We start from the raw sequence: 21,485 nt of genomic DNA on the forward strand, positions 1-21,485 counted from the left end.
TTCGTCGTGAAAGCGGGGTTAGGACCGAGCCTGCCGGGTTCGATTTCACAGTGCTGGCAACGCTCGCCAGACGAAACGAATCGATCGGGTCGAGGCTTGTGCACACCAGACGCGACCCAAGAAAAATGGGGCCGGCATCGCTGCCAGCCCCACTCTCACCGATGCGTGGTCACTCCCGAAGGAATGAACCTGGCATCCGATGCTTTCGCCTATCGTCCGCACCGAAGCGCGGATAGCAGGCTAACTCACCGGCGCTCGCACCGGCATCCGGACCAACCCTCCGGTCAACCTCCGTCAGTGCAACAGGCAGATGCCGTCGCACTTTCGGCGGAAAACCTTCAACAGGCTGTTCCGCGGTCGGAGCTCCAAGCCGGTCCCTCGAGTGGTGACGTTCCGACTGGCTCGAAAGCCAGCGAACCGCCCCCATCGGGCGCCGACCGGTTGCAGCCGGCCCGTGAACGGAAATACTTGGCGACACTTTCACCGTAGCTTGCCATATGGCCGAAGCCATTGCTGCTAAGCTACTCCAGCGCCGCGCAACCAGATCCCGCCACGTCTTCCCAGTTCGGTAGCCCTCTGAAAGTCAGGCTTTTCAGCCGTTTTTTCGAAGGGATTTCTCGCTGTTCCGATGGATCGAGAATGCGATTCCAGGGGGAGATCCGCAAGGTTTCCAGCCCCGGCTTATCCCCAATCCCCGAATTTCCCTGTGGAGGAGCGGGGATAACTCTTCATTTCATCGCAGAACGTGCGGACGCAACTATCTGTCGCGCTTGGCGAGCAAGCGAAGCCGTAAGGCATTCAGCTTGATGAAGCCCCCGGCATCCTTCTGATCGTAGGCACCGGCATCGTCTTCAAAGGTGACATGCGCTTCTGAGTAGAGCGACTGGGGCGATTTGCGCCCCACCACGCTCGCCAACCCCTTGTACAGTTTGAGGCGGACGGTGCCTTCCACCCGCTCCTGGCTGTGATCGCACGCCGCCTGGAGCATTTCGCGTTCGGGGCTGAACCACAGGCCATTGTAGACCAGCTCCGCATAGCGGGGCATCAGTTCGTCCTTGAGGTGGGCCGCGCCACGATCGAGTGTGATCTGCTCGATGCCCCGATGCGCCCGCGCGTAGATTTCACCGCCCGGGGTTTCGTACATGCCCCGGCTCTTCATCCCGACGAAGCGGTTTTCGACCAGATCGAGGCGACCGATGCCATGTTTGCGGCCGAGCTCGTTCAGCGCGGTGAGAAGCGCGGCCGGGCTCATCGCTTCACCGTTGAGAGCGACACCGTCGCCGCGCTCGAAATCGATGGTGATATAGTCCGGCTGGTCAGGCGCATCCTCAGGGTTCTGCGTGCGCGAATACACGTAGTCGGGGGTCTCCTCCCACGGGTCTTCCAACACCTTTCCCTCGCTGGAGGTGTGCAGAAGGTTGGCATCGGTGGAGAAGGGGCTCTCGCCGCGCTTGTCCTTGGGCACCTGGATCTGATGCGCCTCCGCCCAGGCGATCAATGCCGTGCGGCTCGTCAAATCCCATTCGCGCCACGGAGCGATGACCTTGATGTCGGGGTCGAGAGCATAGGCGGACAGTTCGAACCGCACCTGATCGTTGCCCTTGCCCGTCGCGCCGTGCGCAATGGCGTCGGCGCCGGTTTCGTGGGCGATTTCGACAAGTCGCTTCGAAATGAGCGGACGCGCGATACTGGTGCCGAGCAGGTAATCGCCCTCGTAGCGGGCATTCATGCGCATCATTGGGAACACGAAGTCCCTGACGAATTCCTCCCGCAGATCTTCGATGAAGATGTGCTTTTCGGGTATGCCCATGGCACGCGCCTTGTCGCGCGCCGGGCCGAGTTCCTCACCCTGACCGAGGTCGGCCGTGAAGGTGACCACCTCGCATCCGCGCTCCACCTCAAGCCACTTCGCAATGACGCTCGTATCCAGGCCTCCCGAATATGCGAGGACGACGCGGCGAACGGACGATGTGGAAGGATCGGGCATCTTTGGTAGGTCCTGGAAAGACGGGATGGAAGGCGCGGGGGCGACTATCAGCCAACGCCGGGCGCTTCAATCCACCGTTTCGTTGGCCGCATTTCTTCGGCCACTTCGCGAAGGCAGGGCGTGCGACGAGCCGGGATGCGCAAATCGGCTCGACACCGCTATTATGCCAAACTGCCGGGCGGAGGCTTATTCTGCCGCTTCGCGAAACATCGGATCGAGGTGCCATGTCGGCACCGCTTCGGCGGCGCGAAGCCGCGCGGACTCCTCTTCGATATAGTCGCGTGTCATCGGGATGGCGGCGCGGTCTTTCACGTAAAGGAGCTGCCAGTTGACCATCGTCCCATGGCGGAAGCTCTGCTCCGCGCCCGCGAGGTAGAACAGCCACATGCGATAGAACTGTTCGTCGTACAGCGCCTCGATCTCTTCGCGATGCATCACGGTACGACGGTACCATTCCTCGAGGGTGTGCGAATAATGGAAGCGCATCGCTTCCACGTCCATGATCTGCCAGCCGGCCTGCTCGCTCTCGGTCACAAGTTCGGAAAGGGCGGGGATATAGCCGCCGGGAAAGATATATTTGCGCGTCCAGGCGTCCGTATGGCCCGGAGGGCCGGCACGACCGCAGCAATGGCTCAGCATCACGCCGTCGGGCGAAAGCAGCCGGTGGGTATGCTTGAAGAACTCAGGATAGTGCGGCGTGCCGACATGTTCGAGCAGGCCCACCGAACTGATGCGATCGAACTGCCCTTCCACGTCGCGATAATCGGTCAGGGAGAACTTGCACTTGTCAGCAAGACCCGCCGCTTCCGCGCGTTCCTGGCAAAATGCGATCTGATCGGGCGCGAGCGCGACGCCGAGTACCTCGGCATCATAATGTTTGGCCAGGAACAGCGCGAAGCCGCCCCAGCCGCAGCCGATATCCAGGATCGTCATCCCCGGCTTGATGTACATCTTGGCCGCGAGATGCGCCTTCTTGTCGACCTGGGCCTGTTCCAGGCTGTTATCGACATTGCGATAATAGGCCATCGTGTATTGCCGGTCTTCGTCGAGGAACAGCTCGTAGAGGCGGCGGGTGAGGTTATAGGTGTGCTCCGCGTTCTTGCGCGCCTTGCCCTTGGGATTGAAACCGTCGACCGCCGCCAGCGCCTTCTCTGCGATCTTGCGGAGCGGTCCCTGCGCCTGGATCGCCTTGTCGCCATGCGCCTTGGAATTCATCGTGAAGAACAGGATGAGATCGCGAATATCGTGCGGTTCTTCCACCTGGAGCCAGCCCCACATGTAAGCTTCGCCTGCGCCGACCTGCGGATGGCGGGCGATATGGCTGGCGGCCTTCTTGTCGGTCAGGCGAATGCGCAGCGGCTGTTCGGACCCCTCCGCCGCTCCGTATTCGTATGTCTTGCCGTCATGATCGGTCACGATCATCCAGCCACGCGCGATGACCTGTTTCAGAAGTTTGTCGAGAAGCCACATCGGCGAGATATTCCCTGATTTCGAATTTTTCGGAGTTGTGCGCAGCCCCCTGCGTCAAGTCAACGCAGGGCCCGCCTAAATCCCGGCATACCATTGATAGCCGGAACGGTCCTCCCAATAGCCACCCTTGCCATCGCCGATGCCCTCGAGGCTCGCCACAGCCTCGATCCCCGTAAGATATTTGGCATGCTTGTAGCCGAGCTGGCGTTCTATCCGCATGCGAAGCGGCGCGCCGTTTTTGATCGGAAGAGCCTCTCCATTGAGGCTGTGCGCAACGATCGTCTGCGGATGAAAGGCATCGACGAGGTCGACGCTCTCGTAATAGTCCCTGCCGTTCAGATTGTCGGCGCAGCGAAACACGATGAACCTTGCTGCGGGAAGGATCCCTGCGGAATCCAGAAGCAGGGAAAGCTGCGGTCCGGTCCATTCTCCGATCGCGCTCCACCCTTCCACGCAGTCATGCCGCGTGATCTGCGTGCGCTGGGGCAGGGCGCGGATGTTTGCGAGCGTGAAATCGAGCGGATGTTCGACCAGCCCGCGCACCGAAAGCTGCCAATCGGAAAAACCGGCGGCGACGTGGCTCTGGTAATCGCCATTGGTCGGGTTGGTCGATCCGTTGCCCCGGAAGAAGGGCGAGATATCGGCAGGGGTGAATTCCGGCACCAATGCGCCCGGAGGATTGAAGAACCGCTGCACGCTTCGATGCCACCCGTCCGCCGAGCGCAGGAGCGCTCCGCCGGTGTCGGTTTCCGCGATACGATTGCATCCGGCGAGCAGGCTCGCACCCGCGCCGGCGAGAAAGTTTCTACGACGCACGTTCGTGTCCCCCGGTGATCATGTCGGTCATTTGCCGGATAGGGTTCGACAGCAGCACCAGCGCGACATGGAGCACGAAAAAGCCGAACACTGCCCATGCGAGGATGAAGTGAAACGAGCGTGCCGACTGCCGCCCTCCCATCAGATCGACCATCCAGCCGAAGCTTGGCTCCATGCCCGGACTTATGGCGATGCCGGTGAAGATCATGCCGGGCAGCAGGATACCAAACACCGCGCCATAGGCCAGCTTCTGAAGAAAATTGTATTTTCCCGCGCCATGATCGAACTGCAGGCGAAGATGCGCCTTGATATCTGCCGCGATCGCCCGCGGCGCCCATTCGCGTCGCCTGGTTGCGATGTCGCGCGCGAAATGCCGGGTGACGATCATCGCGCCCCAGTAGAACAGCAGCAGCAGCGCGAAGGGCCAGGCGGTGAAGACGTGCCAATCCCGGGCGACCGACAGGCTGTAATAGCCGGGAATGGTCATCCAGTCGGGAAACCGCGGTACGGCGAGCCATTCCGTTCCCGCCTCGAACCCCCAATCGCCCCAGTAAAGCCGCGGGTGCGCGTTCGAGATGGTCAGGCCGGACATGAACAGCGTGACCACGCAAGCCAGGTTGAGCCAGTGCCAGATACGTGTCGTGATCCCGTGCCGCTTCATGCGATGCTCCCGTCGCGACCCTGGCTTAGCATTTCGCGCGCAAGATAGATGACATCGCGATCCTGATCCAGCAGGTGCTGGCCGGAATCGACGAACAGGGTCTTCCCGCTCGCCAGCCAGCCATGCGCCAGAAACAGCGCGGCGTCGGCGATCTCGTCCGGCCCGGTCTTGCGGTGCAGAAGATTGAGGCGGTGGGAGATTTCGGTTTCCTCCTCGCTCTGGTCATGGCTTGCGAGGATCGCACCGGGGGCAAGGCCATAGACCCGGTCGCGCGTGTCGGACTGTGCCTTGGCCAGCATCGGGATCGTGCTCGCCAGCGCGTGCTTGCTCATGGTGTAGCTGAAGAAATCGGGATTGGGATTGGCGATCTTCTGATCGGTAATCTGGATGACGCGGCGCCCCCCCTTGGATCTGGCGCGGGCGAGAAAGGCCTGCGCCATGCGGCTGGGTGTTACCGCGTTGATCTGCATGGCGCGCATGTTCGTTTCGGGATCGAGCTCCGTCGCATCGTCGCGAGTGAAGACCCCGGCGCTGTTCACCAGCACGCGCCAATCGTCCAGATCGTTCGCCAGCCGCCGGACCATCGCCACGGCTGCGTCTCCATCCGTCAGATCGCAATGGATCGAATCCGCCGAAGGCAGGCTGGCGGCCAGCGCCTCCGCGGCGGCGTAGGAGCGGCCATAGTGGATGACGACATGCCAGCCGGCCTCGCCGAAGCGGCGCGCGATGGCGGCGCCGATACGTTTCGCGCCGCCGGTGACGAGGATGGCCGGTTTACTCACGCCCGCACAAAAGCACACCGGGCGCGTGCTGACAAAGACAAACGCGCCGCCACCCAGCAAGGAGCGACGGCGCGTCTTGCGACCCTCGAGGGAGTCGAGGGCAAGCCAATTAGCGGCAACTGATCTTGCGGCCCCTGTCCACTTCGCGTCCGAGCAGCGCGCCCGCAGCGGCGCCGACCACGGTGCCGAGCGTACGGTCGCCGTCGGTATCGATCGCGCGGCCCGCCAGTGCGCCCACTGCGCCGCCGACGATCAGACCGGTGGTTCCGTCCGAACGCTTGCAATAATAGCGGCCGTTGTCTCCGCGCCAGTACCTCACGCCATTGTCGGAGGTATAATAGCGGCGGTCGTCATGGCGCTTCTTTGCGACGGCGGCATCCATAGGGAGGGCCATTGAGCCCGAAACGGTCATCGTCGCGGCTGCCAGGGCCATAGCGAAAGTCTTCATGATGCTGTCCTCATGCTTGTTGTCGTTTGCGATCCCACCTTCAATCGCCGATCTCGTTCAGCGATCCCCAACCTCAGATTAACGGATTGTTGGATGGGGAAATGAGGGACGAACCGTGCATCGACCGGGCACGAGCCGAGCGTTTCAGAGGCGATGGTGCGTCCGGCGGGAGTCGGCCTTGGCCCGCCATTCTGCGGATAGCGCCTCGCATTCCGCCAGCGCGGTGAGCAGCGTGCCATCGGGCAGGGAGCCGGGTTGGGCGACGGCAGTGAAGGCTTCGCGCACGGTATACGGCGATCCCGTTTCGGGGATCGGCACCATCCGATCGCCGGCCTGCGCCTCGCCTTCCTCGATCACGCGGCAGTACCAGCCGCAGCGGCCGCTTTCCAGGATGGCGGCAACCATTCCCTTGTGTTCGAAGCGCCGCTCTATCGTGGCGCAAGGCATGCGCGGCTGGCTGATTTCGATGACCGCGCTGCCGAGCCTGAAGCGTTCCCCGATCCGCACGTCGGTCTCATCGACGCCGCGCAAACCGATGTTGCCCCCGAACGCGCCCGCATCGTCCAGCGCTCCGTGACCGTCCAGCAAATCGCTCCAGAATTCATGATGATCGAGCGGATAAACATGGACCGCCATCTCCGGCCCGCCATGATGGCGCTTGTCCACCTGGGTATCCCCGGCAAGGCCCAGGAAGGAGACATGGACCGGCCCTTCCACCGGGCGTTTCACGATCGCGGAGAGCTTGCCGCCCGGCAGCGTGGAGGGTTTGCCGACGCACATATCCTCGATTCGCCAGCCCGATGCGGTCATTCCGGCGCCCCCGACAGGCGAGACATGGACCACTTGGACCACGGTTCAGGAGATGAAAAACCCGCCGGATTTTGGCTGTTTGTCGAGGCAGGACGAAGGGCGTTGTCGCGATTGGTCATGCCCCCTGTCTGTCACATCAGGAGGCATGTAGGACAGCGCGAATTATCGGCGCCTTGCGGTAAGCGCATACCAATCGCGGACCACGCCGTCGGCCCCTTCGCCGCGATAGCGTTCCGTGTGTTCCACTGCGAAGCCGGCGCCGCGATAGACATTATCCAGCCAGTCGGCAGTCGGCAGATTGGTCAGCCGCCCCAGCGGATCGCGCCCCTCCTGCGGGTCCGGCCCTTCGCCCAGCTTGTAATTTGCGAAGTGCCAGCCGCCGGGGCGCAGCGCGCGGTGAATGGCCGAGAGAACGGAGGGCAGGTCCCTGCGCGCCACGTGCAGCAGGCAGGCATGGGCCCAGACCGCGTCATAGGCGCCAATCGCGTCGAGATCCTCGAACCGCATGACGCGCGCCGGGATATCCCACCGTTCGCGCGCCTTTGCCGCCATGGCAGGGGTGCCGTCCGTAGCATCGAGGTCGAAGCCACGCTCCAAGATCCGCGCACTGTCGCGGCCCGCGCCGCATCCCAGTTCCAGCACGCGCGCACCCGGTTCCAGGCGGTCGAGAAAGCAATCGAGATGGCGGCTGGGCGCCTGTCCGAAGCTCAGCGTGTAGCGCGGCGCCGCCGCCTGATAATAGGCGATGGTTGCCGGGTCGGTGCTCAACGGTCGCTTATTCGGCAGGCGCGGGGGCCGCGCCTTTCAAATGTTCGGCCAGGAATTGCAATGTGGCAGGCCATATCCGTTGCTGCGCCGCGAGCGTCGCCTCGTCATACTGGGGTTGCCCGTCGGGACGCTGGATGCCCGGTCCCGACAGCGCATGGCTCGCACCCGGAAAGATCAGTGCGACGGTTTCCAGACCGCCCTTCTCGGCGCGGCGCTCTGCGATGGTCTGCGCCATGCCGCCCGAATTCCAGGTGTCGTCCGCATCCCCGCCCGCGACCAGCACCGGCTCGTCGATGTCCTCGACGCGAATGCGCGCCGGGGGAACCCGGAAGGGATTGGCGCGGCGCCCCGCATCCTGCGGCGTTCGCAGGCGGACCTTGGCGCCGGGGATGGCGTATTTCTTGAACTCTTCCTCCATGCCCAGATAGGGAACGTAGGGCAGGGGCTCCCCCTGCCACGAAAAGCTGCTGACCTGATCGGGTGTGATGCCCGGGCCCCAGCCTTCCCAGATGACATCGCTCGGCACGATGGCGACCACGGCGGCGAAACCGTCGATCCGGCTGGCGCCCGCCAGAACGAATTCCGCGCCCTTGGATACGCCATAAAGGCCGATGCTGTCCGCCTTCACATCGTCGCGCTTGCGCAGCCAGTCGCGCGCAATGGCAAGCTTTTCGAGCGGGATCGCATCGAAACCTTTCGGCAGCTCGGGAAGCTGGCGTTCGGGGGGCAGATATCCCGGCGAATAGTAGGGCAGGCCAAGCACGGCATAGCCCTGTTCGAGGAAGCGCGGCGCGCTGCCCCGCGATCCGCCGTCGCCGCCCTCGCTTCCCCCAAGCACGATCACGACGGGGAAGGGGCCCGGGCCCTCGGGCGTCGCGAAAAAGGCGTAGGGAAGCGGATCGCCGACCATGACTTCCGTAAGTGCGACCGGCGCGCCTGCCCCCGCGGCGAGCGGTGCGGCACTGGCCAGTCCGAATGCGGCGGCCAAGGCAAACAGAACACGCAAAGATCTTTTCTCCTCCGGTGGTGTGTTGTGCAACTATGTCACCTTGCGGAGGTCCCTGCAACGCCTTTGGTCGCCCGCGGGACAATGTCGCAGTCGCGAGCGATGTTGCTGTCCGCTGCGTTTCGGGGCTGGAATTTGATCCATTGTGCCGTTAGCGGCGACAGTCGATTTACGGTTATTTCGCATTTGCGGCCTAACGCAAGCCACGCTCAACAGCCGAAATTCATGACAGCCGCATTCATCCTCTGCATCAATCTGTTTGTTGTCGCGACCTTCGCGATTGCTTTCGGCGTGGTCGCGTCGACCAACCCGACGGTGAAGGGCGCACGCTGGCTGGAGGCCGCTTATGGGCTCGGGGTCTTCGACGTCGCGATGGAATTCGTACTGCGCTGGTGGGCGCATCCCAACGTGGCGATGTTCGCAATCTATACGCTTTATATGATCGCGTTGAGCTGCGGCGTTGTGGGGATCGCCGCGCATTACGGTGTCAGGCAACCGAAGAAGACCCTTGCGTTGATCGGGCTCGGCGGCCTGATGCTGTTCCCGGTGATGCTGAGCCTGCCCTATGGCACGCCGACCCGGATATTGCTGTATCAATTGCCCTATGCCGCCCTCCAGGTGCTGATGGCCTGGATCGTCCTGGTGTCGGGGCGCAGGATGGCGCTGGATCGGATTCTGATAGTGGTCAGCGGTCTGGCCGCGGCGACCTATCTGTCGAAGCCGCTCATCGCCATGAAGATCGGTGCGGCGCGCGCTCCGCAGGGTTATCTGGCCTCCGAATACGGGGCGATTTCGCAGACCCTGGGTTCGATCACGCTTGTGGCGCTAGCGCTCGTGCTGCTGCTGGTCATCATGCGCGATACGACCAGAGAGATGTTGGCCCGTTCGGAAACGGATTCCCTTTCGGGCGTACTCAACCGGCGCGGTTTCGAGAACCAGGCGCCGCCCCTGCTCGCAAGGGCCAGGAAAGCCGGGGAGCCGATGTCGCTGGTGGCGCTCGATCTCGACCGGTTCAAGGCCATCAACGACAGCTTCGGACACGCCGCCGGGGATCGGGTGATCAGCGAGGTCGCGGATCTGCTGGGCGCATCGGTGGCCAAGGGGGATCTGGTCGCACGCATGGGGGGCGAAGAGTTCGCCTTGCTTTTGCCCGGGCGCAATTCGGCACAGGCCCACGCCGTTGCGGAGGCCATACGAACCGCCATTGCCGAGGCGTTGCCAAGCAATCTCGGCGGCGATTTCCGCGTGTCGGCATCCTTCGGGGTCGCCGAACTGCTGATTCACGAAGGCCTTTCGGACGTGAGCCGGCGCGCCGATTTGGCGCTCTACGAAGCGAAGTCCGCCGGGCGCAACCGGGTGGCGAGCGCGAAACGGGTGAGCCCGATAGATACGAAGCCATGCAAGACCATGGCGGCGCGGTGATGAGGAGCCACGAATGTCAGGGGTCGAAACTGCGTAGTTGCAAGCTGGAATGAAAACGGGCGGCACTGGGTGCCGCCCGTTCCTGATTGCGAAATATCAGCGGTTCACGTTCCGCTGCGTCGGGTGACGACCACGACGCCGCGCTTCCTCTTGTAACTGCGCTTGGACGGCTTGAAGTACCGGCTCTCCTCGACGGGATCGATATAGGCGTCGCCGTCGCGGATCTCGATCTCGCTCACGGGCACACCGCGTCCGTCTTCCAGCACCAGCGCCGCCACGTGATCGTGTTCCGGATCCACGAGCATCCGGCTCACGGTTCCCAGGCGCTTGCCATCGGTGCTGTAAAGGCCGTGGCCTCGCAGGTCCTGCCCTTCGTGCTCGAGTTGATATTCGTCGAGCTCGGCCAGGTCGGTATATTGGTCTGTCATGTGAAGTCTCCTCAATCCGGGCCGGCTCAGGCGCCTTCGACTATTTCGATATTGCTCTCATCAACCACGAGCACGGCTTCCTGGCCCTGCATTGCGTTGATCGTATCCTGATCCATCGGGACTCCGGGAAGGTTTTCGACGTCGGCCGGGTTGCGGATCGTCCCGCCGGAGATACGAAGCGTCTGGCCTGGATTGATGTCCAGGGGAACTTCACGCGGTTCGTCGATGATGATGGCGAGCATGCGGCTGCCATCGTTCTCGATCCAGAACCCGCGATCGGTCAGGGGACCCCCCACCGCAACTTCGCCGGTGAATCCTTCGCGTCCGTAATAATCGGAAGGATTGGCGAGTATGGAAGCGATGGTCATTGTGCCCGCCATTTCCGGCGCGGCGGTCGCGACCTCGGCAGTCTGTTCCACGGCGACCGGTTCGGTCACCACGGCGTCGTCGTTGTTATCGGCTAGTAGCCACCAGAGCAGCAGTCCGAGCAGGACCGCCGCCAAGAGTATCCAGATCCATGTCTTGCTGGATTTCTTCTCGATTGGGATTTCGGCCATTGGCTCTTCCTCTCTGTGGGTTTTGCGCAGAAATCGGAGCAACGCGCCCAGGATGGGGCATGCCGACCCTCCAGGGTTGCGATCTGCGTATAGAAGGAAGAGCTGGGAGACGGGGATGTTCCCCGAAACCCGGCCTACTGATTAATATCATGTGAACCGCGAGTGTTTCCGCGGTGGTTACAGACCCGCGTCAAGCAGCGCTCGCCTCGCGATCGCGCTCGGCGCGGCTCTTCTTTTCGGCCGCCGTTTTCAACTGGCCGCAGGCGGCATCGATATCGCGTCCGCGAGGCGTGCGGACGGGCGCGCTGATGCCGGCTTCAAACACGATGTCGGAAAAGGCTCGCACCCGTTCGGGCGTAGAGCATTCGTAGGGCGCACCGGGCCAGGGGTTGAAGGGGATAAGATTGACCTTGGCGGGCAGTTTGAACTGCTTGATCAGGCGAACCAGTTCGCGCGCATCCTCGTCGCTGTCGTTCTTGCCCTTCAGCATGACATATTCGAAGGTAATGCGCCGGGCGTTGCTGGCGCCGGGGTAGGCGGCGCAGGCGGTCAGCAGCTCTTCGATGCCGTATTTGCGGTTCAGCGGCACGATCTCGTCGCGCAAATCCTTGGTCACCGCGTGCAGGCTGACCGCGAGGTTCACGCCGATTTCCTCTCCGCAACGCTCCATCATCGGCACCACGCCGCTGGTGGAAAGCGTGATGCGCCGTTTCGACAGGGCAAGCCCCTCGCCATCCATCACGATGGCAAGCGCGCCCTTCACATTGTCGAAATTGTAGAGCGGTTCGCCCATACCCATCATCACGATGTTTGTGAGAAGGCGACCGTCGGCGCGATATTCGCTTTCGCTGGCATCATCTGCCACGTCCATCGCCCCCTTGGGCCATTCGCCCAGCGCATCGCGCGCCAGCATCACCTGGCCCACGATCTCGCCCGGGGTCAGATTGCGCACCAGCCGCATCGTGCCGGTATGGCAGAAGCGGCAGTTGAGCGTGCAGCCGACCTGGCTCGATACGCACAGCGTCCCGCGATCCGCGTCGGGGATGAACACCATCTCGTAATCATGGCCGTCGCTGGTCCTCAGCAACCATTTGCGGGTGCCGTCGGTCGAATGCTGCGCTTCGACCACCTCGGGCCGATCAATGACGAAGCGTTCCGCCAGCCAGGGGCGCATCGTCTTGGCGATGTCGGTCATCGCCTCGAACCCGGTGGTCCCGCGGTGGTAGATCCAGTGGAATATCTGTTTGGCGCGCAGCTTGGCCTGCCGGTCGTCCAGCCCCGCTTCGGACAGAAGCTCGCGAATGCGGGCCTTGGGAAGGCCGAGCAAATCGGCGCGGCCGTCCGCGCGCGGCGTGATGTCGCGGGCGACGGGCACCGGATCGACGGTGCCGGGGATGGGCATGAGAGCGGTATCGGACATGAGAGGATGTCATATAGGCGATACGCCGGCGGTTCGCCAGCACTCGCGCAATGACCGGCTGCCTCTCGGTTCGTCGACCAAGCCGGTTCATCTCGTCGCAAGAATGTTACATCTTTGCCACAGATTTATGTTGTCTCACGTTCATGAAACTGCGTCGGCTTTTGCGCATTCCTCCCATCGACCCGCCAATGCGGGGACAACGATTGGAGTACCGAATATGAAAACTACCCTGCTTCTCGCCGCCGCTTCACTGGCTGTTGCCGCAAGCCCGGCCGCTGCCCAGAGCGTTGACGACAACACCTTTACGGGCCTGTGGGGCGGCGTGATCGCCGGTTATGACGTTTCGACCGCTGGCAGCGAAGTCGACGACGATGGTGCGGACCTCGAGGATCAGTCCATCGACGGGTTCGGCTATGGCGTGCAGCTCGGCTATGACATCGATGTCGGCGGCGTGGTCCTGGGCGCCGAGGCGGAACTGGCCGAAAGCACCGCCACCGTCGATTACAGCGATCCCGACTTCCAGGGCATCGGCCTGGGCACCGTGGACGCCAGCCGCGATCTCTATCTCGGCGCGCGCCTCGGCTACAAGGTGGCGCCCGACGCCATGGTCTATGTCAAGGGCGGCTATACCAACGCCAAGTATGACATTCTCGCGTCCGACGGCACGACCGATTTCGAAAACGATTTCGATCTGGACGGTTACCGCATCGGCGCGGGTGCCGAATACGCCATCAATCGCAATTCCTTCGTGAAGCTCGAATACCGTTATTCGAACTATTCGGAGGGCGAGATCGACTTCGACGGCGACAATCTCGACGACAGCAACCGCTTCGACGTGGATCTCGACCGTCATCAGATCATGGCAGGCGTCGGCTTCCGCTTCTAAGGTACGGCTTAGTCTAAAGAGAATGACGGGGGCCGCTTGGGCGGTCCCCGTTTCTCGTTTCTGGATACGACGGATTTTTACACATTGACCGCGGTGGAATGCTACTTCATCAGTATATGATGTCTTAGCCCTAAAGCGCGGTATATGCTGGAAGATTCGCTTGAGCTGCATTCCGGAATTCCCGCGATCGACATCGCCTTTCAGCCCATATTCGACATCTACACCAGCCGCGTAAGGTTCTACGAGGCGCTGGTACGCGGCCCGAACGGTGAAAGTGCCGCCAGCGTTCTCGAACAGGTACCGCCGGTACTTACCATGGCGTTCGACCAGACGGTCCGCTTCGCGGCCGTCGAAAAGGCGGTTCGGCTCGGCCTGCTGGACACCGATGCCGGTCTGTCCATCAACATGAATTTCGCCCTGGACATCATGAAGCCCGCGGCCCTCGATCGCTTCGCGCTGACATTATCCCGCCTCGGTCTCCATAACTGGAGGATAATCTTCGAACTGACCGAAAACACACGGCTGGACCCGGTCGAAATCGCCGCTGTCGTATCGCGATATTCCGCCAATGGGTTCAGTACCGCGCTAGACGATTTCGGTTCGGGCTATTCAGGCCTCATCACCCTGGCGGAGGTTCCCACCGATTTCGTGAAGCTGGATATGGAACTGATCCAGGATATCGACACCTCTCCGAACCGGGCCAAGATCGTGGACGGCATCGTGCGCGTTCTGGAGTCGCTGGGGCGGCGTATCGTCGCGGAGGGCGTGGAAACCCCCGCTGAACTCCACAGTGTCCGCAGGCTGGGCATCCGCAAGGTTCAGGGATTTCTGCTGGGCAAGCCTTCGCTTACGGAGCTGCAGAAGGAGCCCCTGATCCATACCCTCGTTGCCTGACGCCTGACAGCGCGGCCCAGCCGGTCCACAAGAAACGTGATCAGTGGTAGGCGATCGAGATCACTTCCCATTCGCGCTCCCCGCCGGGCAGGCGCACGGTCCTGAGATCGCCCACCGCGGCACCCCGCAATGCGCGGGCGAGGGGGCTGGACCAGCCGATCCGGTCCGCGCCGGCATCCTGTTCGTCGTCGCCCACGATGGTGAGCGTGCGGCGCGCGTCGTCCTCGTCGGCAATTTCAACGCTTGCGCCGAAGAACACGCGGCTTTTGTCGGGCTGCTCTGTGGGTTCGAGCACGCGCGCAATCTTCATGCGGCGCGCCAGATGCGCCAGTTCGCGATCGATCTCGCGCATTCGCTTGCGGCCATAGAGATAGTCGCCGTTCTCCGACCGGTCGCCATTGCCGGCGGCCCAGCTCACGATCTCCACGATCTCCGGCCGCTCCTTGCCCAGCAGATGATCGTAACGCGCCTTGAGCGCGGCATAGCCTGCGGGGGTGATCGGATTGGATGGAACTGCGCTCGACGCCACAGGATCGTGTCGCCGAGCGCGGAAAATTAATCAAGAGCAAGACGAACGAGACTCGACGCCTTGCTTGGAGTCCGTCAGGCGAAGGACACGCTGGTCCGCTGCCGCCGGGCGCTACGCATGGCTGCGCCGACGATGCCAAAACCGAGAATCAGCATAGCCCAGGTGCTCGGCTCCGGTACGGAATTCGCAAGCAGTTCGAACCGTGCGGAAACATTGGCCGAACCCGGGGTTTCGAACGTGGTCTGCGACAGGGTCATGGAAAACGAACCACCGTTGCCGAAATTGAAGATGGTCGGGTTCGACCAGGATACTCGACCGCACCCGCCGGCCAGCAGCCCACAGGATGTGAAAAGCTGGATGAAGCCATAGCTCTGACCATTGGCGGTTCCGGCAGCGCCTGCAGGGGAGCTGAAGGTAAAATTAGCGGAAATTGGCTTTGCGACAGTGTCCTCACCGATATTCACGCTGCCTTCCTGCGTACCGATGGTCATGACATCAACGGTGTGAGTATCCCCCACATTGGCGAGAACGAAATCGGCAAACGAGAGGGCCGAGCCGTAAAGGACCAGGCCCGGGTCACTATCGTTAAGAACCATGCTGTCCACGGAACCGCTTACGGTCACCGCAGCTGTGGCTGGCGCCGCGACGGCAGCGATCGACGCAGAGGCAATTGCCCCGACGGTCAAGTATTTGTTCATGAGATTAAACCCCCAAAAAAGTACGGATGGATCGCGACCCGTCTCGTCCTTTTCTGAGACTCAAGTTAATGATACTTGATAAGGCAATCAAGAGTAATTTATTAGGTATGAATCCCAAGTTCGCGGTCTTCAGCCGCCGCGCTCGGCGAGCCAGCCCTCCAGCCACTTGATGGAGTAATCGCCCGAAAGCACGTCGTCCTGCTGCAACAGGGCCTGATGCAGCGGGATGTTGGTCTTGACGCCCTCCACGACCATTTCCTCCAAAGCCCGGCGGAGCCGCATGATGCAGCGTTCGCGGTTGCGGCCATAGACGATCAGCTTGGCGATCATGCTGTCGTAATAGGGGGGAACCCGATAGCCCGCGTAAAGCCCGCTATCCACGCGAACGTGCATGCCGCCCGCCGCGTGATAATAGGTGATGTCGCCGGGGCTAGGCGCGAAGGTCCACGGATCTTCCGCATTGATGCGGCATTCGATCGCGTGGCCGCGGAAGGTGATGTCTTCCTGCTTGCAGGACAGGTCCTTTCCGTCGGCGATGCGGATCTGTTCGCGCACCAGATCGACTCCGGTGATCATCTCGGTAACGGGATGTTCGACCTGCAGGCGGGTGTTCATTTCGATGAAGTAGAACTCGCCGTTTTCCCACAGGAACTCGATCGTGCCCGCGCCGCGATAGCCCATGTCGCGCATCGCCTGCGCGCAGATGTCGCCCATGCGGTCGCGCTCTTCGCTGGAAAGCACGGGGGAGGGCGCTTCCTCCAGCACCTTCTGGTGGCGGCGCTGGAGCGAGCAGTCGCGCTCTCCCAGATGGATCGCGCCGCCCCGCCCGTCGCCGAAAACCTGGAATTCGATGTGGCGCGGATTGCCCAGATATTTCTCGATGTAGACGGTGGCATCGCCGAAAGCCGCCTTCGCCTCGCTTCCGGCCTGCTTCATCAGCGTTTCGAGCTGGTCTTCGGATTCGCACACCTTCATGCCGCGTCCGCCGCCGCCCGATGCAGCCTTGATGATGACGGGATAACCGATGTCGGCCGCGATCTCGCGCGCTTCCTCGATCTCGGAAACTGCGCCGTCGCTGCCGGGCACCAGCGGCAACCCCAGCTTGCCCGCCGTGCGCTTGGCTTCCACCTTGTCGCCCATGGTGCGGATATGTTCGGGCTTGGGCCCGATCCAGGCGATGTCATGCGCCTCCACGATCTCCGCGAACCGCGCATTTTCGGACAGGAAGCCGTATCCGGGATGGATTGCATCGGCCTGCGCGATTTCGGCGGCCGAGATGATATTGGCGATATTGAGATAGCTGTCGGTTGCAGGCGGCGGGCCGATGCAAACCGCGTGGTCCGCCAGGCGCACATGCATGGCCTCGGCATCGGCGGTGGAGTGCACCGCCACCGTTTCTATGCCCATTTCATGCGCGGCGCGGTGAATGCGAAGCGCGATTTCGCCTCTGTTGGCGATCAATATGCGGCTGATGGTCATAGCTGTGCGCCGCTTAGCCGATGACGACCAGCGGCTGGCCGAATTCGACCGGCTGGGCATTGCCGACCAGGATCGCCTTTACCGTGCCCGATTTGTCCGCGGCGATCGGGTTCATGACCTTCATCGCCTCGATGATCAGCAGGGTCTGGCCCTCCTTCACATTGTCGCCCACGTTGACGAAGTCGCCGGCTCCGGGTTCGGGGGCGAGATAGACGGTGCCCACCATCGGGGAGGTCATCGCGCCTTCCACGTCCTGGCCCGGGGCCTGCGGCGCGGGGGCGGCGGAATTGACCGGGGCTGGCTGGGCGGGATCGCGGCTCATGTTCGCCGCGGCGTGATCGTCCCCGCCGTGCGACATCGACATGGGAGAAACGGATACGGTTCCGCCCCGCGCAACGCGGATCTTGCGTTCGCCGTCTTCCACCTCGATTTCCGAAAGTCCCGTTTCGGCGAGGAGTTCGGCCAGTTCCCGTACTAGGGAGGTGTCGACCTCGATGCCGCCCCTGCGGCTCGAGCGTCCCGAAGGTTTGCCGTTGTCAGCCATAATCGTCCTTGTTCGTATGCGGGCCAAAGCGTGCGCGCCTATGCGCGCATGGCCCGAATTGGGCAAGGGCGAGCCGCAGTTACACCTGGGGGAAGGACCGGACGCGCATGGCTCAAACATAGGGGCGAGCCCTTAAGCGCGCGCTAACCACGCTTTTCCGCACAAGACCTACACGAGGGGCAGGAGATAGCATTGGGTCTGCTAAAAGAATTCGACGGCATGATCGGTTTGCATACCGACAATCCCGTCGCCGATAAGTTCAGTCGTGAGCGCGTGCGCTCCATCCGCCGATTCATCGGCTTCTATTATCTTGCCATCATCGCACCCTTCGCCGCAGTGGCCGTGGATCACCCTGATCACGTTGCGACCTGGTTCATGGCGGCGGTCATCGTGCTCGCAATACTCTTCCGGTTTCGACACTGGTTTTTCCCCGCGCCATCGGAGAAGTCCGAGGATACCAGTGCCTCCGCGGCACGGATCACGGCTGCGGTTGCGATAGGGCTCACGCTCTCCCAGCTTATCTTTTACGCAGCCCTCTCCAGCCAGAACGCCGAGCCATCGCGCCATGGACTTTTCATCGTCGCGGTCGGCGTAGTGGCAGGTCTCACACAGGCAACGGCGCTGACCGGCGTCATCTTCGCAGCCAGAGTGATCTACGTGGGGCTGCTTGCCCCGCTCTTGCTGTGCATCCCTTTCGTACTGCCGCTTGGCGGAATGCCGGTGGCGATCGCCTTCATGGTGCTGTGCGCAATCTCATTCAGGCTCGCGGAAGCCAGCCACGTCACCCAGCTCAACCTGTTCGGCGCGCAGTTCGAAACCGAGGATGCACGTCATCGGGCCGAGGAGGTGAACGAAGAACTCCAGCGCGCGCGGCTGGAAGCGCAGTCTCGGGCAGATACCGACAGCCTGACCGGCCTGCGCAACCGCTTCGCATTCCTGCGCGATATCAGGTCGCGCATGGAGCGGGGCAGGGCAGGGGTGCTGATGCTAATCGACCTCGATCGGTTCAAGCCGATCAACGATCTCTACGGTCATTACGCCGGGGACATTGCGCTGCGCTTCGTGGCTCGGCGCCTCAAGCGCGCGTTACCAGCGCAAGCGATCATCGGGCGATTGGGGGGCGATGAGTTCGGCGTCTACATCGAATTCGACGATGCGCTCACATCCCGGCAAAAGGTGCTGTTGCTATGCGATGCGGCGCTGGCCCGATCCCGCCGGCCCATGCGGATTTCGAAAGCGAGCATGCGGATGGGCGCCAGCGGGGGCGCGCGCGTGATCGGGACCGAACTCAGGAGCGTCGAGGACGCGTTGCGCGATGCCGATTATGCGCTGTACACGGCGAAGAAGGCGGGCATGGACACGCTGCGGCTTTTCGACGATGACATTCGCGACGAAGCGCTGCGTACCGCTTCTGTTGAGGCCGCGCTGCTCGCCCTCGATCCGGAAACCGCGCTGAGCCTCGTCTATCAGCCCATCGTGAGGCTCGATAGCGGCGAATTGACCTGCTTCGAGGCGCTCGCGCGTTGGCACGATCCGGTGCTGGGCACCGTGCCGCCAATGGAATTCATTCCGCTGGCCGAGCAAAAGGGCCGGATCGAGGAATTTACTCTGGTGTTGCTGCGAAAGGCGCTCCACTTCGCCCGGACGTGGGGGGGCAAGTGCGAGCTCTCCTTCAATCTGAGCGCCGCGCACATCTGTAGTGCGGGCGCGGCAGCGGTTCTTGTCGAGGTCGTTCGGGAAAGTGGATTTCCCGCCGACCACCTGCAGTTCGAGATCACCGAAACCGCGATGCTGGTGAATTTCGAGGCTGCCCGCGAAAACGTGCAGCAATTGCGCGATGCGGGATGCCGGATCGCGCTTGACGATTTCGGCGCCGGGTTCGCATCGCTGGTCCACCTGCGGGAGATCCGCTTCGACAAAGTGAAGATCGACGGCTCCCTCACCAGAGCAGCGCACACGCAACAGGGGCGCGACATGCTGCGAGGGGTTATCACCATGATCGATGCCATGAAGCTGGAAGCGGTGCTGGAATATGTCGCCACGTGCGAGGATCTGGATATCGCGCGCGAACTCGGCGCGGCATTTGGCCAAGGCTTCTACCTTGGCGCACCGTACAATGAAGACGGGGTGCTGGCCGTGCTGCGTCAGTGCAGAAAGGCGTATCGCCGGCCGCAGGGTTGCGAGGACGAATGGGGCGGGAAGGCCCTACGCCTTTCCGCCTGACTGTCCCGGTCTACGCGGACTTCACTCATCCACCCCCCTTGATCTTGCCCCATTGGCGAGCCGCCGTGTACCCGAGGTAACCGGTCCCGAAGAGGGCATAGAGCGCGTCTGGCAAAGCCGCGACATACTGCGTCATCCCGTTACCGATCGCGTTTGCCGTGGCGGGATCGAAGGCCGCGATGACCCCCATCGGTACGCTGAACAGGATCAGCGCATACATCACGTAAAGGAAGCTCGGCCGTGCGCGACTGGTCCACGGGTCAGAGCTCTGCGCTTCCGCGACAATAGCTCCCAGGCGGGCCTCTATCAGCTGCATTTCCTGGGTCCCCTGAAGCTGCAGCAATTCCACCTTGGCGCGTTCGCGCGCGGCCTTGTCCGGTATGACCTTGTCCAGGATCGAAGCGATGGGTGTGAGAAGAGAATCGAAAAGTGCCATGAAAGAACCTCCATGGCGCTTATATAACCAAATAGGCTAATATAGGAAAGAACATTATGCCGCTCTGGTTCTTCGAGCGATGTCGACTATTCGTTCGTAAAGATCGAAGAGTTCCGAGAAATGGTCTTCCATGCTTCGCACTGCGATAGCAGGCGATGCTTCGGAAAAACGGTCCGGTAGAGCAAGGATGGCGCGCACGGCATCCTCGGTATCCACGGCCCGGAATTGCAGTGGACCTTCGGCGAAATCCGACGCGCCGCCGCGATCGGGTGCGATCACAGGGATGCCGCTGGCGCGCGCTTCCGCCGTGGTCATCCCGAAAGTTTCCGCCTCGCAACCGTGGAGCAGCGCATCCGCGCTGGCTACGATCGTCGCGAACCGATCGCGATCCCGCACGGGCTTGAACAGGCGAATATGGGGATTTCCCGCGATCGCTTTCACGATCTTGTTGTGTGACCGCCCCTCACCGAAAATCACGAATCCGATGGGACGCTGGGCCCCGGCACGCGTCGCAGCTTCTACCAGCATGGGCAGACGTTTCTCGTTCGCCAGCCGCCCGGCGGCAAGCAGGAGCGTGGCATCGGGGCCCAGCGAACATTCCGACAGCAGTTCCTGCCGAAGCGCCTCGTCCCGGTGTCGAGGGTCGAAAACGCCCGGCTGCACGCCCATCGGGATCGTCTTGACGTTGCCCACGCCGCCTTCCGCCATGCGGGCGGCAAGATGCGAATTGGCACAAACCACGGCGGAGAAGGTCCGCCCGAACTCACGCAGACGCTCCCAGAACCAGTCGAATTGCCGGTCCACGGCCTCGGGCTCGGCCAGCCTTTCGAACCAGCGGTAGACATGCGCCGAGAGCGGTTCGGAATGCATGATGAAGGATTTGGGCACATCGGGACGCCAGCTCATCGCGATCGATGCACTGCGCCAGGGACTGGACGCTTCGACGAAGTCAGGGTTCAGCGCATCCAGTTCGCGATGAATCGGCGCCGCTTCGGTAAACGCGAAATACTTCCGGTCGAGAGGAAATCTCGGGCTCGGCACCCCGATGATGCGTGCACATGACGACACCTCCCGAACGGTGCGTTCGGCATTCGGAGCCAGGATGGTGACATCGTGCCCGAACTTCTCCGCCATCGCCAGCTTCTGTTCGACATAGGTCCGTATGCCGCCCCCATGGGGGGTATAAAAGCCGCATACGTCGACGATTCGCATGGCCCCTAA

22 protein-coding genes are annotated in these 21,485 nt (G+C 62.4%); 4 read left to right on the top strand and 18 right to left on the bottom strand.

Annotation, left to right across the window (positions count from 1 at the left end):
- Nucleotides 1–757 precede the first annotated feature (757 nt).
- The 9 genes from ACFDTG_RS05970 to ACFDTG_RS06010 form a co-directional block, all read right to left on the bottom strand.
- On the bottom strand, nucleotides 758–1,987 hold the full coding sequence (locus tag ACFDTG_RS05970) for an argininosuccinate synthase (RefSeq protein WP_375290103.1): 1,230 nt from the start codon (nucleotides 1,985–1,987) through the stop codon (nucleotides 758–760).
- Nucleotides 1,988–2,173: 186 nt separating this feature from the next.
- The gene (locus ACFDTG_RS05975; protein ID WP_375290104.1) at nucleotides 2,174–3,457 is read right to left on the bottom strand and encodes a class I SAM-dependent methyltransferase; all 1,284 of its coding nucleotides are present in this window, start codon (nucleotides 3,455–3,457) and stop codon (nucleotides 2,174–2,176) included.
- 75 nt (nucleotides 3,458–3,532) lie between these two features.
- Entirely contained in the window at nucleotides 3,533–4,273 is a 741-nt protein-coding gene (locus tag ACFDTG_RS05980; protein WP_375290105.1) for a molybdopterin-dependent oxidoreductase, read from the bottom strand.
- Complete coding sequence (locus ACFDTG_RS05985; protein ID WP_375290106.1) at nucleotides 4,263–4,934, bottom strand: cytochrome b/b6 domain-containing protein; 672 nt, start codon at nucleotides 4,932–4,934, stop codon at nucleotides 4,263–4,265. The genes ACFDTG_RS05980 and ACFDTG_RS05985 overlap by 11 nt, the downstream gene beginning before the upstream one ends.
- Nucleotides 4,931–5,716, bottom strand: coding sequence for an SDR family oxidoreductase (locus ACFDTG_RS05990; RefSeq protein ID WP_375290107.1), 786 nt, complete (start codon nucleotides 5,714–5,716; stop codon nucleotides 4,931–4,933). The genes ACFDTG_RS05985 and ACFDTG_RS05990 overlap by 4 nt, the downstream gene beginning before the upstream one ends.
- 109 nt (nucleotides 5,717–5,825) lie before the next feature.
- Nucleotides 5,826–6,164: a glycine zipper 2TM domain-containing protein gene (locus tag ACFDTG_RS05995; protein WP_375290108.1), complete on the bottom strand. Its 339-nt coding sequence runs from the start codon at nucleotides 6,162–6,164 to the stop codon at nucleotides 5,826–5,828.
- A gap of 144 nt (nucleotides 6,165–6,308) precedes the next feature.
- Complete coding sequence (locus tag ACFDTG_RS06000; RefSeq protein WP_375290109.1) at nucleotides 6,309–6,974, bottom strand: MOSC domain-containing protein; 666 nt, start codon at nucleotides 6,972–6,974, stop codon at nucleotides 6,309–6,311.
- Nucleotides 6,975–7,136: 162 nt separating this feature from the next.
- Nucleotides 7,137–7,742 carry a class I SAM-dependent methyltransferase gene (locus ACFDTG_RS06005; RefSeq protein WP_375290110.1) on the bottom strand — a complete coding sequence of 202 codons (606 nt, stop codon included), beginning with the start codon at nucleotides 7,740–7,742 and terminating at the stop codon, nucleotides 7,137–7,139.
- Between the two features lie 7 nt (nucleotides 7,743–7,749).
- Complete coding sequence (locus ACFDTG_RS06010; RefSeq protein WP_375290111.1) at nucleotides 7,750–8,748, bottom strand: acyl-CoA thioester hydrolase/BAAT C-terminal domain-containing protein; 999 nt, start codon at nucleotides 8,746–8,748, stop codon at nucleotides 7,750–7,752.
- 225 nt (nucleotides 8,749–8,973) lie between these two features.
- Between ACFDTG_RS06010 and ACFDTG_RS06015 the strand changes: the two genes are divergently transcribed.
- Nucleotides 8,974–10,170: a diguanylate cyclase domain-containing protein gene (locus ACFDTG_RS06015; RefSeq protein ID WP_375290112.1), complete on the top strand. Its 1,197-nt coding sequence runs from the start codon at nucleotides 8,974–8,976 to the stop codon at nucleotides 10,168–10,170.
- 104 nt (nucleotides 10,171–10,274) lie between these two features.
- On the opposite strand, the gene ACFDTG_RS06020 is transcribed toward ACFDTG_RS06015, so the two are convergent.
- The 3 genes from ACFDTG_RS06020 to rlmN form a co-directional block, all read right to left on the bottom strand.
- On the bottom strand, nucleotides 10,275–10,598 hold the full coding sequence (locus ACFDTG_RS06020) for a PRC-barrel domain-containing protein (protein WP_375290113.1): 324 nt from the start codon (nucleotides 10,596–10,598) through the stop codon (nucleotides 10,275–10,277).
- A 26-nt stretch (nucleotides 10,599–10,624) separates the two neighbouring features.
- Complete coding sequence (locus tag ACFDTG_RS06025) at nucleotides 10,625–11,155, bottom strand: hypothetical protein (protein WP_375290114.1); 531 nt, start codon at nucleotides 11,153–11,155, stop codon at nucleotides 10,625–10,627.
- A gap of 190 nt (nucleotides 11,156–11,345) precedes the next feature.
- The gene (gene rlmN / locus ACFDTG_RS06030; RefSeq protein ID WP_375290115.1) at nucleotides 11,346–12,575 is read right to left on the bottom strand and encodes a 23S rRNA (adenine(2503)-C(2))-methyltransferase RlmN; all 1,230 of its coding nucleotides are present in this window, start codon (nucleotides 12,573–12,575) and stop codon (nucleotides 11,346–11,348) included.
- Nucleotides 12,576–12,792: 217 nt separating this feature from the next.
- Here rlmN and ACFDTG_RS06035 point away from each other — a divergent pair, with 217 nt between their 5' ends.
- Together ACFDTG_RS06035 and ACFDTG_RS06040 are read left to right on the top strand one after the other, a co-directional pair.
- Nucleotides 12,793–13,461, top strand: coding sequence for an outer membrane protein (locus tag ACFDTG_RS06035; RefSeq protein ID WP_375290116.1), 669 nt, complete (start codon nucleotides 12,793–12,795; stop codon nucleotides 13,459–13,461).
- Nucleotides 13,462–13,605: 144 nt separating this feature from the next.
- Nucleotides 13,606–14,355, top strand: coding sequence for an EAL domain-containing protein (locus ACFDTG_RS06040; RefSeq protein WP_375290117.1), 750 nt, complete (start codon nucleotides 13,606–13,608; stop codon nucleotides 14,353–14,355).
- 40 nt (nucleotides 14,356–14,395) lie between these two features.
- Here the strand turns inward: ACFDTG_RS06040 and greB are convergent, their stop codons facing one another.
- The 4 genes from greB to accB all read right to left on the bottom strand — a co-directional run bounded on the left by greB (nucleotide 14,396) and on the right by accB (nucleotide 17,605).
- Nucleotides 14,396–14,884: a transcription elongation factor GreB gene (gene greB, locus ACFDTG_RS06045; RefSeq protein WP_375290118.1), complete on the bottom strand. Its 489-nt coding sequence runs from the start codon at nucleotides 14,882–14,884 to the stop codon at nucleotides 14,396–14,398.
- A gap of 74 nt (nucleotides 14,885–14,958) precedes the next feature.
- Entirely contained in the window at nucleotides 14,959–15,582 is a 624-nt protein-coding gene (locus tag ACFDTG_RS06050) for a PEPxxWA-CTERM sorting domain-containing protein (protein ID WP_375290119.1), read from the bottom strand.
- Between the two features lie 129 nt (nucleotides 15,583–15,711).
- Nucleotides 15,712–17,061: an acetyl-CoA carboxylase biotin carboxylase subunit gene (gene accC, locus ACFDTG_RS06055; protein WP_375290120.1), complete on the bottom strand. Its 1,350-nt coding sequence runs from the start codon at nucleotides 17,059–17,061 to the stop codon at nucleotides 15,712–15,714.
- 13 nt (nucleotides 17,062–17,074) lie between these two features.
- Entirely contained in the window at nucleotides 17,075–17,605 is a 531-nt protein-coding gene (gene accB / locus ACFDTG_RS06060) for an acetyl-CoA carboxylase biotin carboxyl carrier protein (RefSeq protein ID WP_375290121.1), read from the bottom strand.
- 192 nt (nucleotides 17,606–17,797) lie between these two features.
- Here accB and ACFDTG_RS06065 point away from each other — a divergent pair, with 192 nt between their 5' ends.
- Entirely contained in the window at nucleotides 17,798–19,828 is a 2,031-nt protein-coding gene (locus tag ACFDTG_RS06065) for a putative bifunctional diguanylate cyclase/phosphodiesterase (RefSeq protein ID WP_375290122.1), read from the top strand.
- A gap of 25 nt (nucleotides 19,829–19,853) precedes the next feature.
- Here ACFDTG_RS06065 and ACFDTG_RS06070 read toward each other — a convergent pair whose 3' ends face one another.
- Both ACFDTG_RS06070 and ACFDTG_RS06075 read right to left on the bottom strand, forming a co-directional pair.
- The gene (locus ACFDTG_RS06070; RefSeq protein ID WP_375290123.1) at nucleotides 19,854–20,264 is read right to left on the bottom strand and encodes a holin family protein; all 411 of its coding nucleotides are present in this window, start codon (nucleotides 20,262–20,264) and stop codon (nucleotides 19,854–19,856) included.
- A gap of 54 nt (nucleotides 20,265–20,318) precedes the next feature.
- Nucleotides 20,319–21,476, bottom strand: coding sequence for a glycosyltransferase (locus tag ACFDTG_RS06075; RefSeq protein WP_375290124.1), 1,158 nt, complete (start codon nucleotides 21,474–21,476; stop codon nucleotides 20,319–20,321).
- Nucleotides 21,477–21,485 lie beyond the last annotated feature (9 nt).

This window comes from Qipengyuania sp. (assembly GCF_042095715.1).
In the GTDB taxonomy this organism is placed as follows: Bacteria; Pseudomonadota; Alphaproteobacteria; order Sphingomonadales; family Sphingomonadaceae; genus Qipengyuania.

What these genes read in the sequence shown, in the direction of transcription:
- ACFDTG_RS06000 (WP_375290109.1), bottom strand. Translation starts at nt 6,974, where the DNA reads ATGACCGCATCGGGCTGGCGAATCGAGGATATGTGCGTCGGCAAACCC.
- ACFDTG_RS05985 (WP_375290106.1), bottom strand. Translation starts at nt 4,934, where the DNA reads ATGAAGCGGCACGGGATCACGACACGTATCTGGCACTGGCTCAACCTG.
- ACFDTG_RS06035 (WP_375290116.1), top strand. Translation starts at nt 12,793, where the DNA reads ATGAAAACTACCCTGCTTCTCGCCGCCGCTTCACTGGCTGTTGCCGCA.
- rlmN (WP_375290115.1), bottom strand. Translation starts at nt 12,575, where the DNA reads ATGTCCGATACCGCTCTCATGCCCATCCCCGGCACCGTCGATCCGGTG.
- ACFDTG_RS06075 (WP_375290124.1), bottom strand. Translation starts at nt 21,476, where the DNA reads ATGCGAATCGTCGACGTATGCGGCTTTTATACCCCCCATGGGGGCGGC.
- accB (WP_375290121.1), bottom strand. Translation starts at nt 17,605, where the DNA reads ATGGCTGACAACGGCAAACCTTCGGGACGCTCGAGCCGCAGGGGCGGC.
- ACFDTG_RS05975 (WP_375290104.1), bottom strand. Translation starts at nt 3,457, where the DNA reads ATGTGGCTTCTCGACAAACTTCTGAAACAGGTCATCGCGCGTGGCTGG.
- ACFDTG_RS06020 (WP_375290113.1), bottom strand. Translation starts at nt 10,598, where the DNA reads ATGACAGACCAATATACCGACCTGGCCGAGCTCGACGAATATCAACTC.
- ACFDTG_RS06070 (WP_375290123.1), bottom strand. Translation starts at nt 20,264, where the DNA reads ATGGCACTTTTCGATTCTCTTCTCACACCCATCGCTTCGATCCTGGAC.
- ACFDTG_RS06050 (WP_375290119.1), bottom strand. Translation starts at nt 15,582, where the DNA reads ATGAACAAATACTTGACCGTCGGGGCAATTGCCTCTGCGTCGATCGCT.
- ACFDTG_RS06040 (WP_375290117.1), top strand. Translation starts at nt 13,606, where the DNA reads ATGCTGGAAGATTCGCTTGAGCTGCATTCCGGAATTCCCGCGATCGAC.
- ACFDTG_RS06015 (WP_375290112.1), top strand. Translation starts at nt 8,974, where the DNA reads ATGACAGCCGCATTCATCCTCTGCATCAATCTGTTTGTTGTCGCGACC.
- ACFDTG_RS05995 (WP_375290108.1), bottom strand. Translation starts at nt 6,164, where the DNA reads ATGAAGACTTTCGCTATGGCCCTGGCAGCCGCGACGATGACCGTTTCG.
- accC (WP_375290120.1), bottom strand. Translation starts at nt 17,061, where the DNA reads ATGACCATCAGCCGCATATTGATCGCCAACAGAGGCGAAATCGCGCTT.
- ACFDTG_RS05970 (WP_375290103.1), bottom strand. Translation starts at nt 1,987, where the DNA reads ATGCCCGATCCTTCCACATCGTCCGTTCGCCGCGTCGTCCTCGCATAT.
- ACFDTG_RS06025 (WP_375290114.1), bottom strand. Translation starts at nt 11,155, where the DNA reads ATGGCCGAAATCCCAATCGAGAAGAAATCCAGCAAGACATGGATCTGG.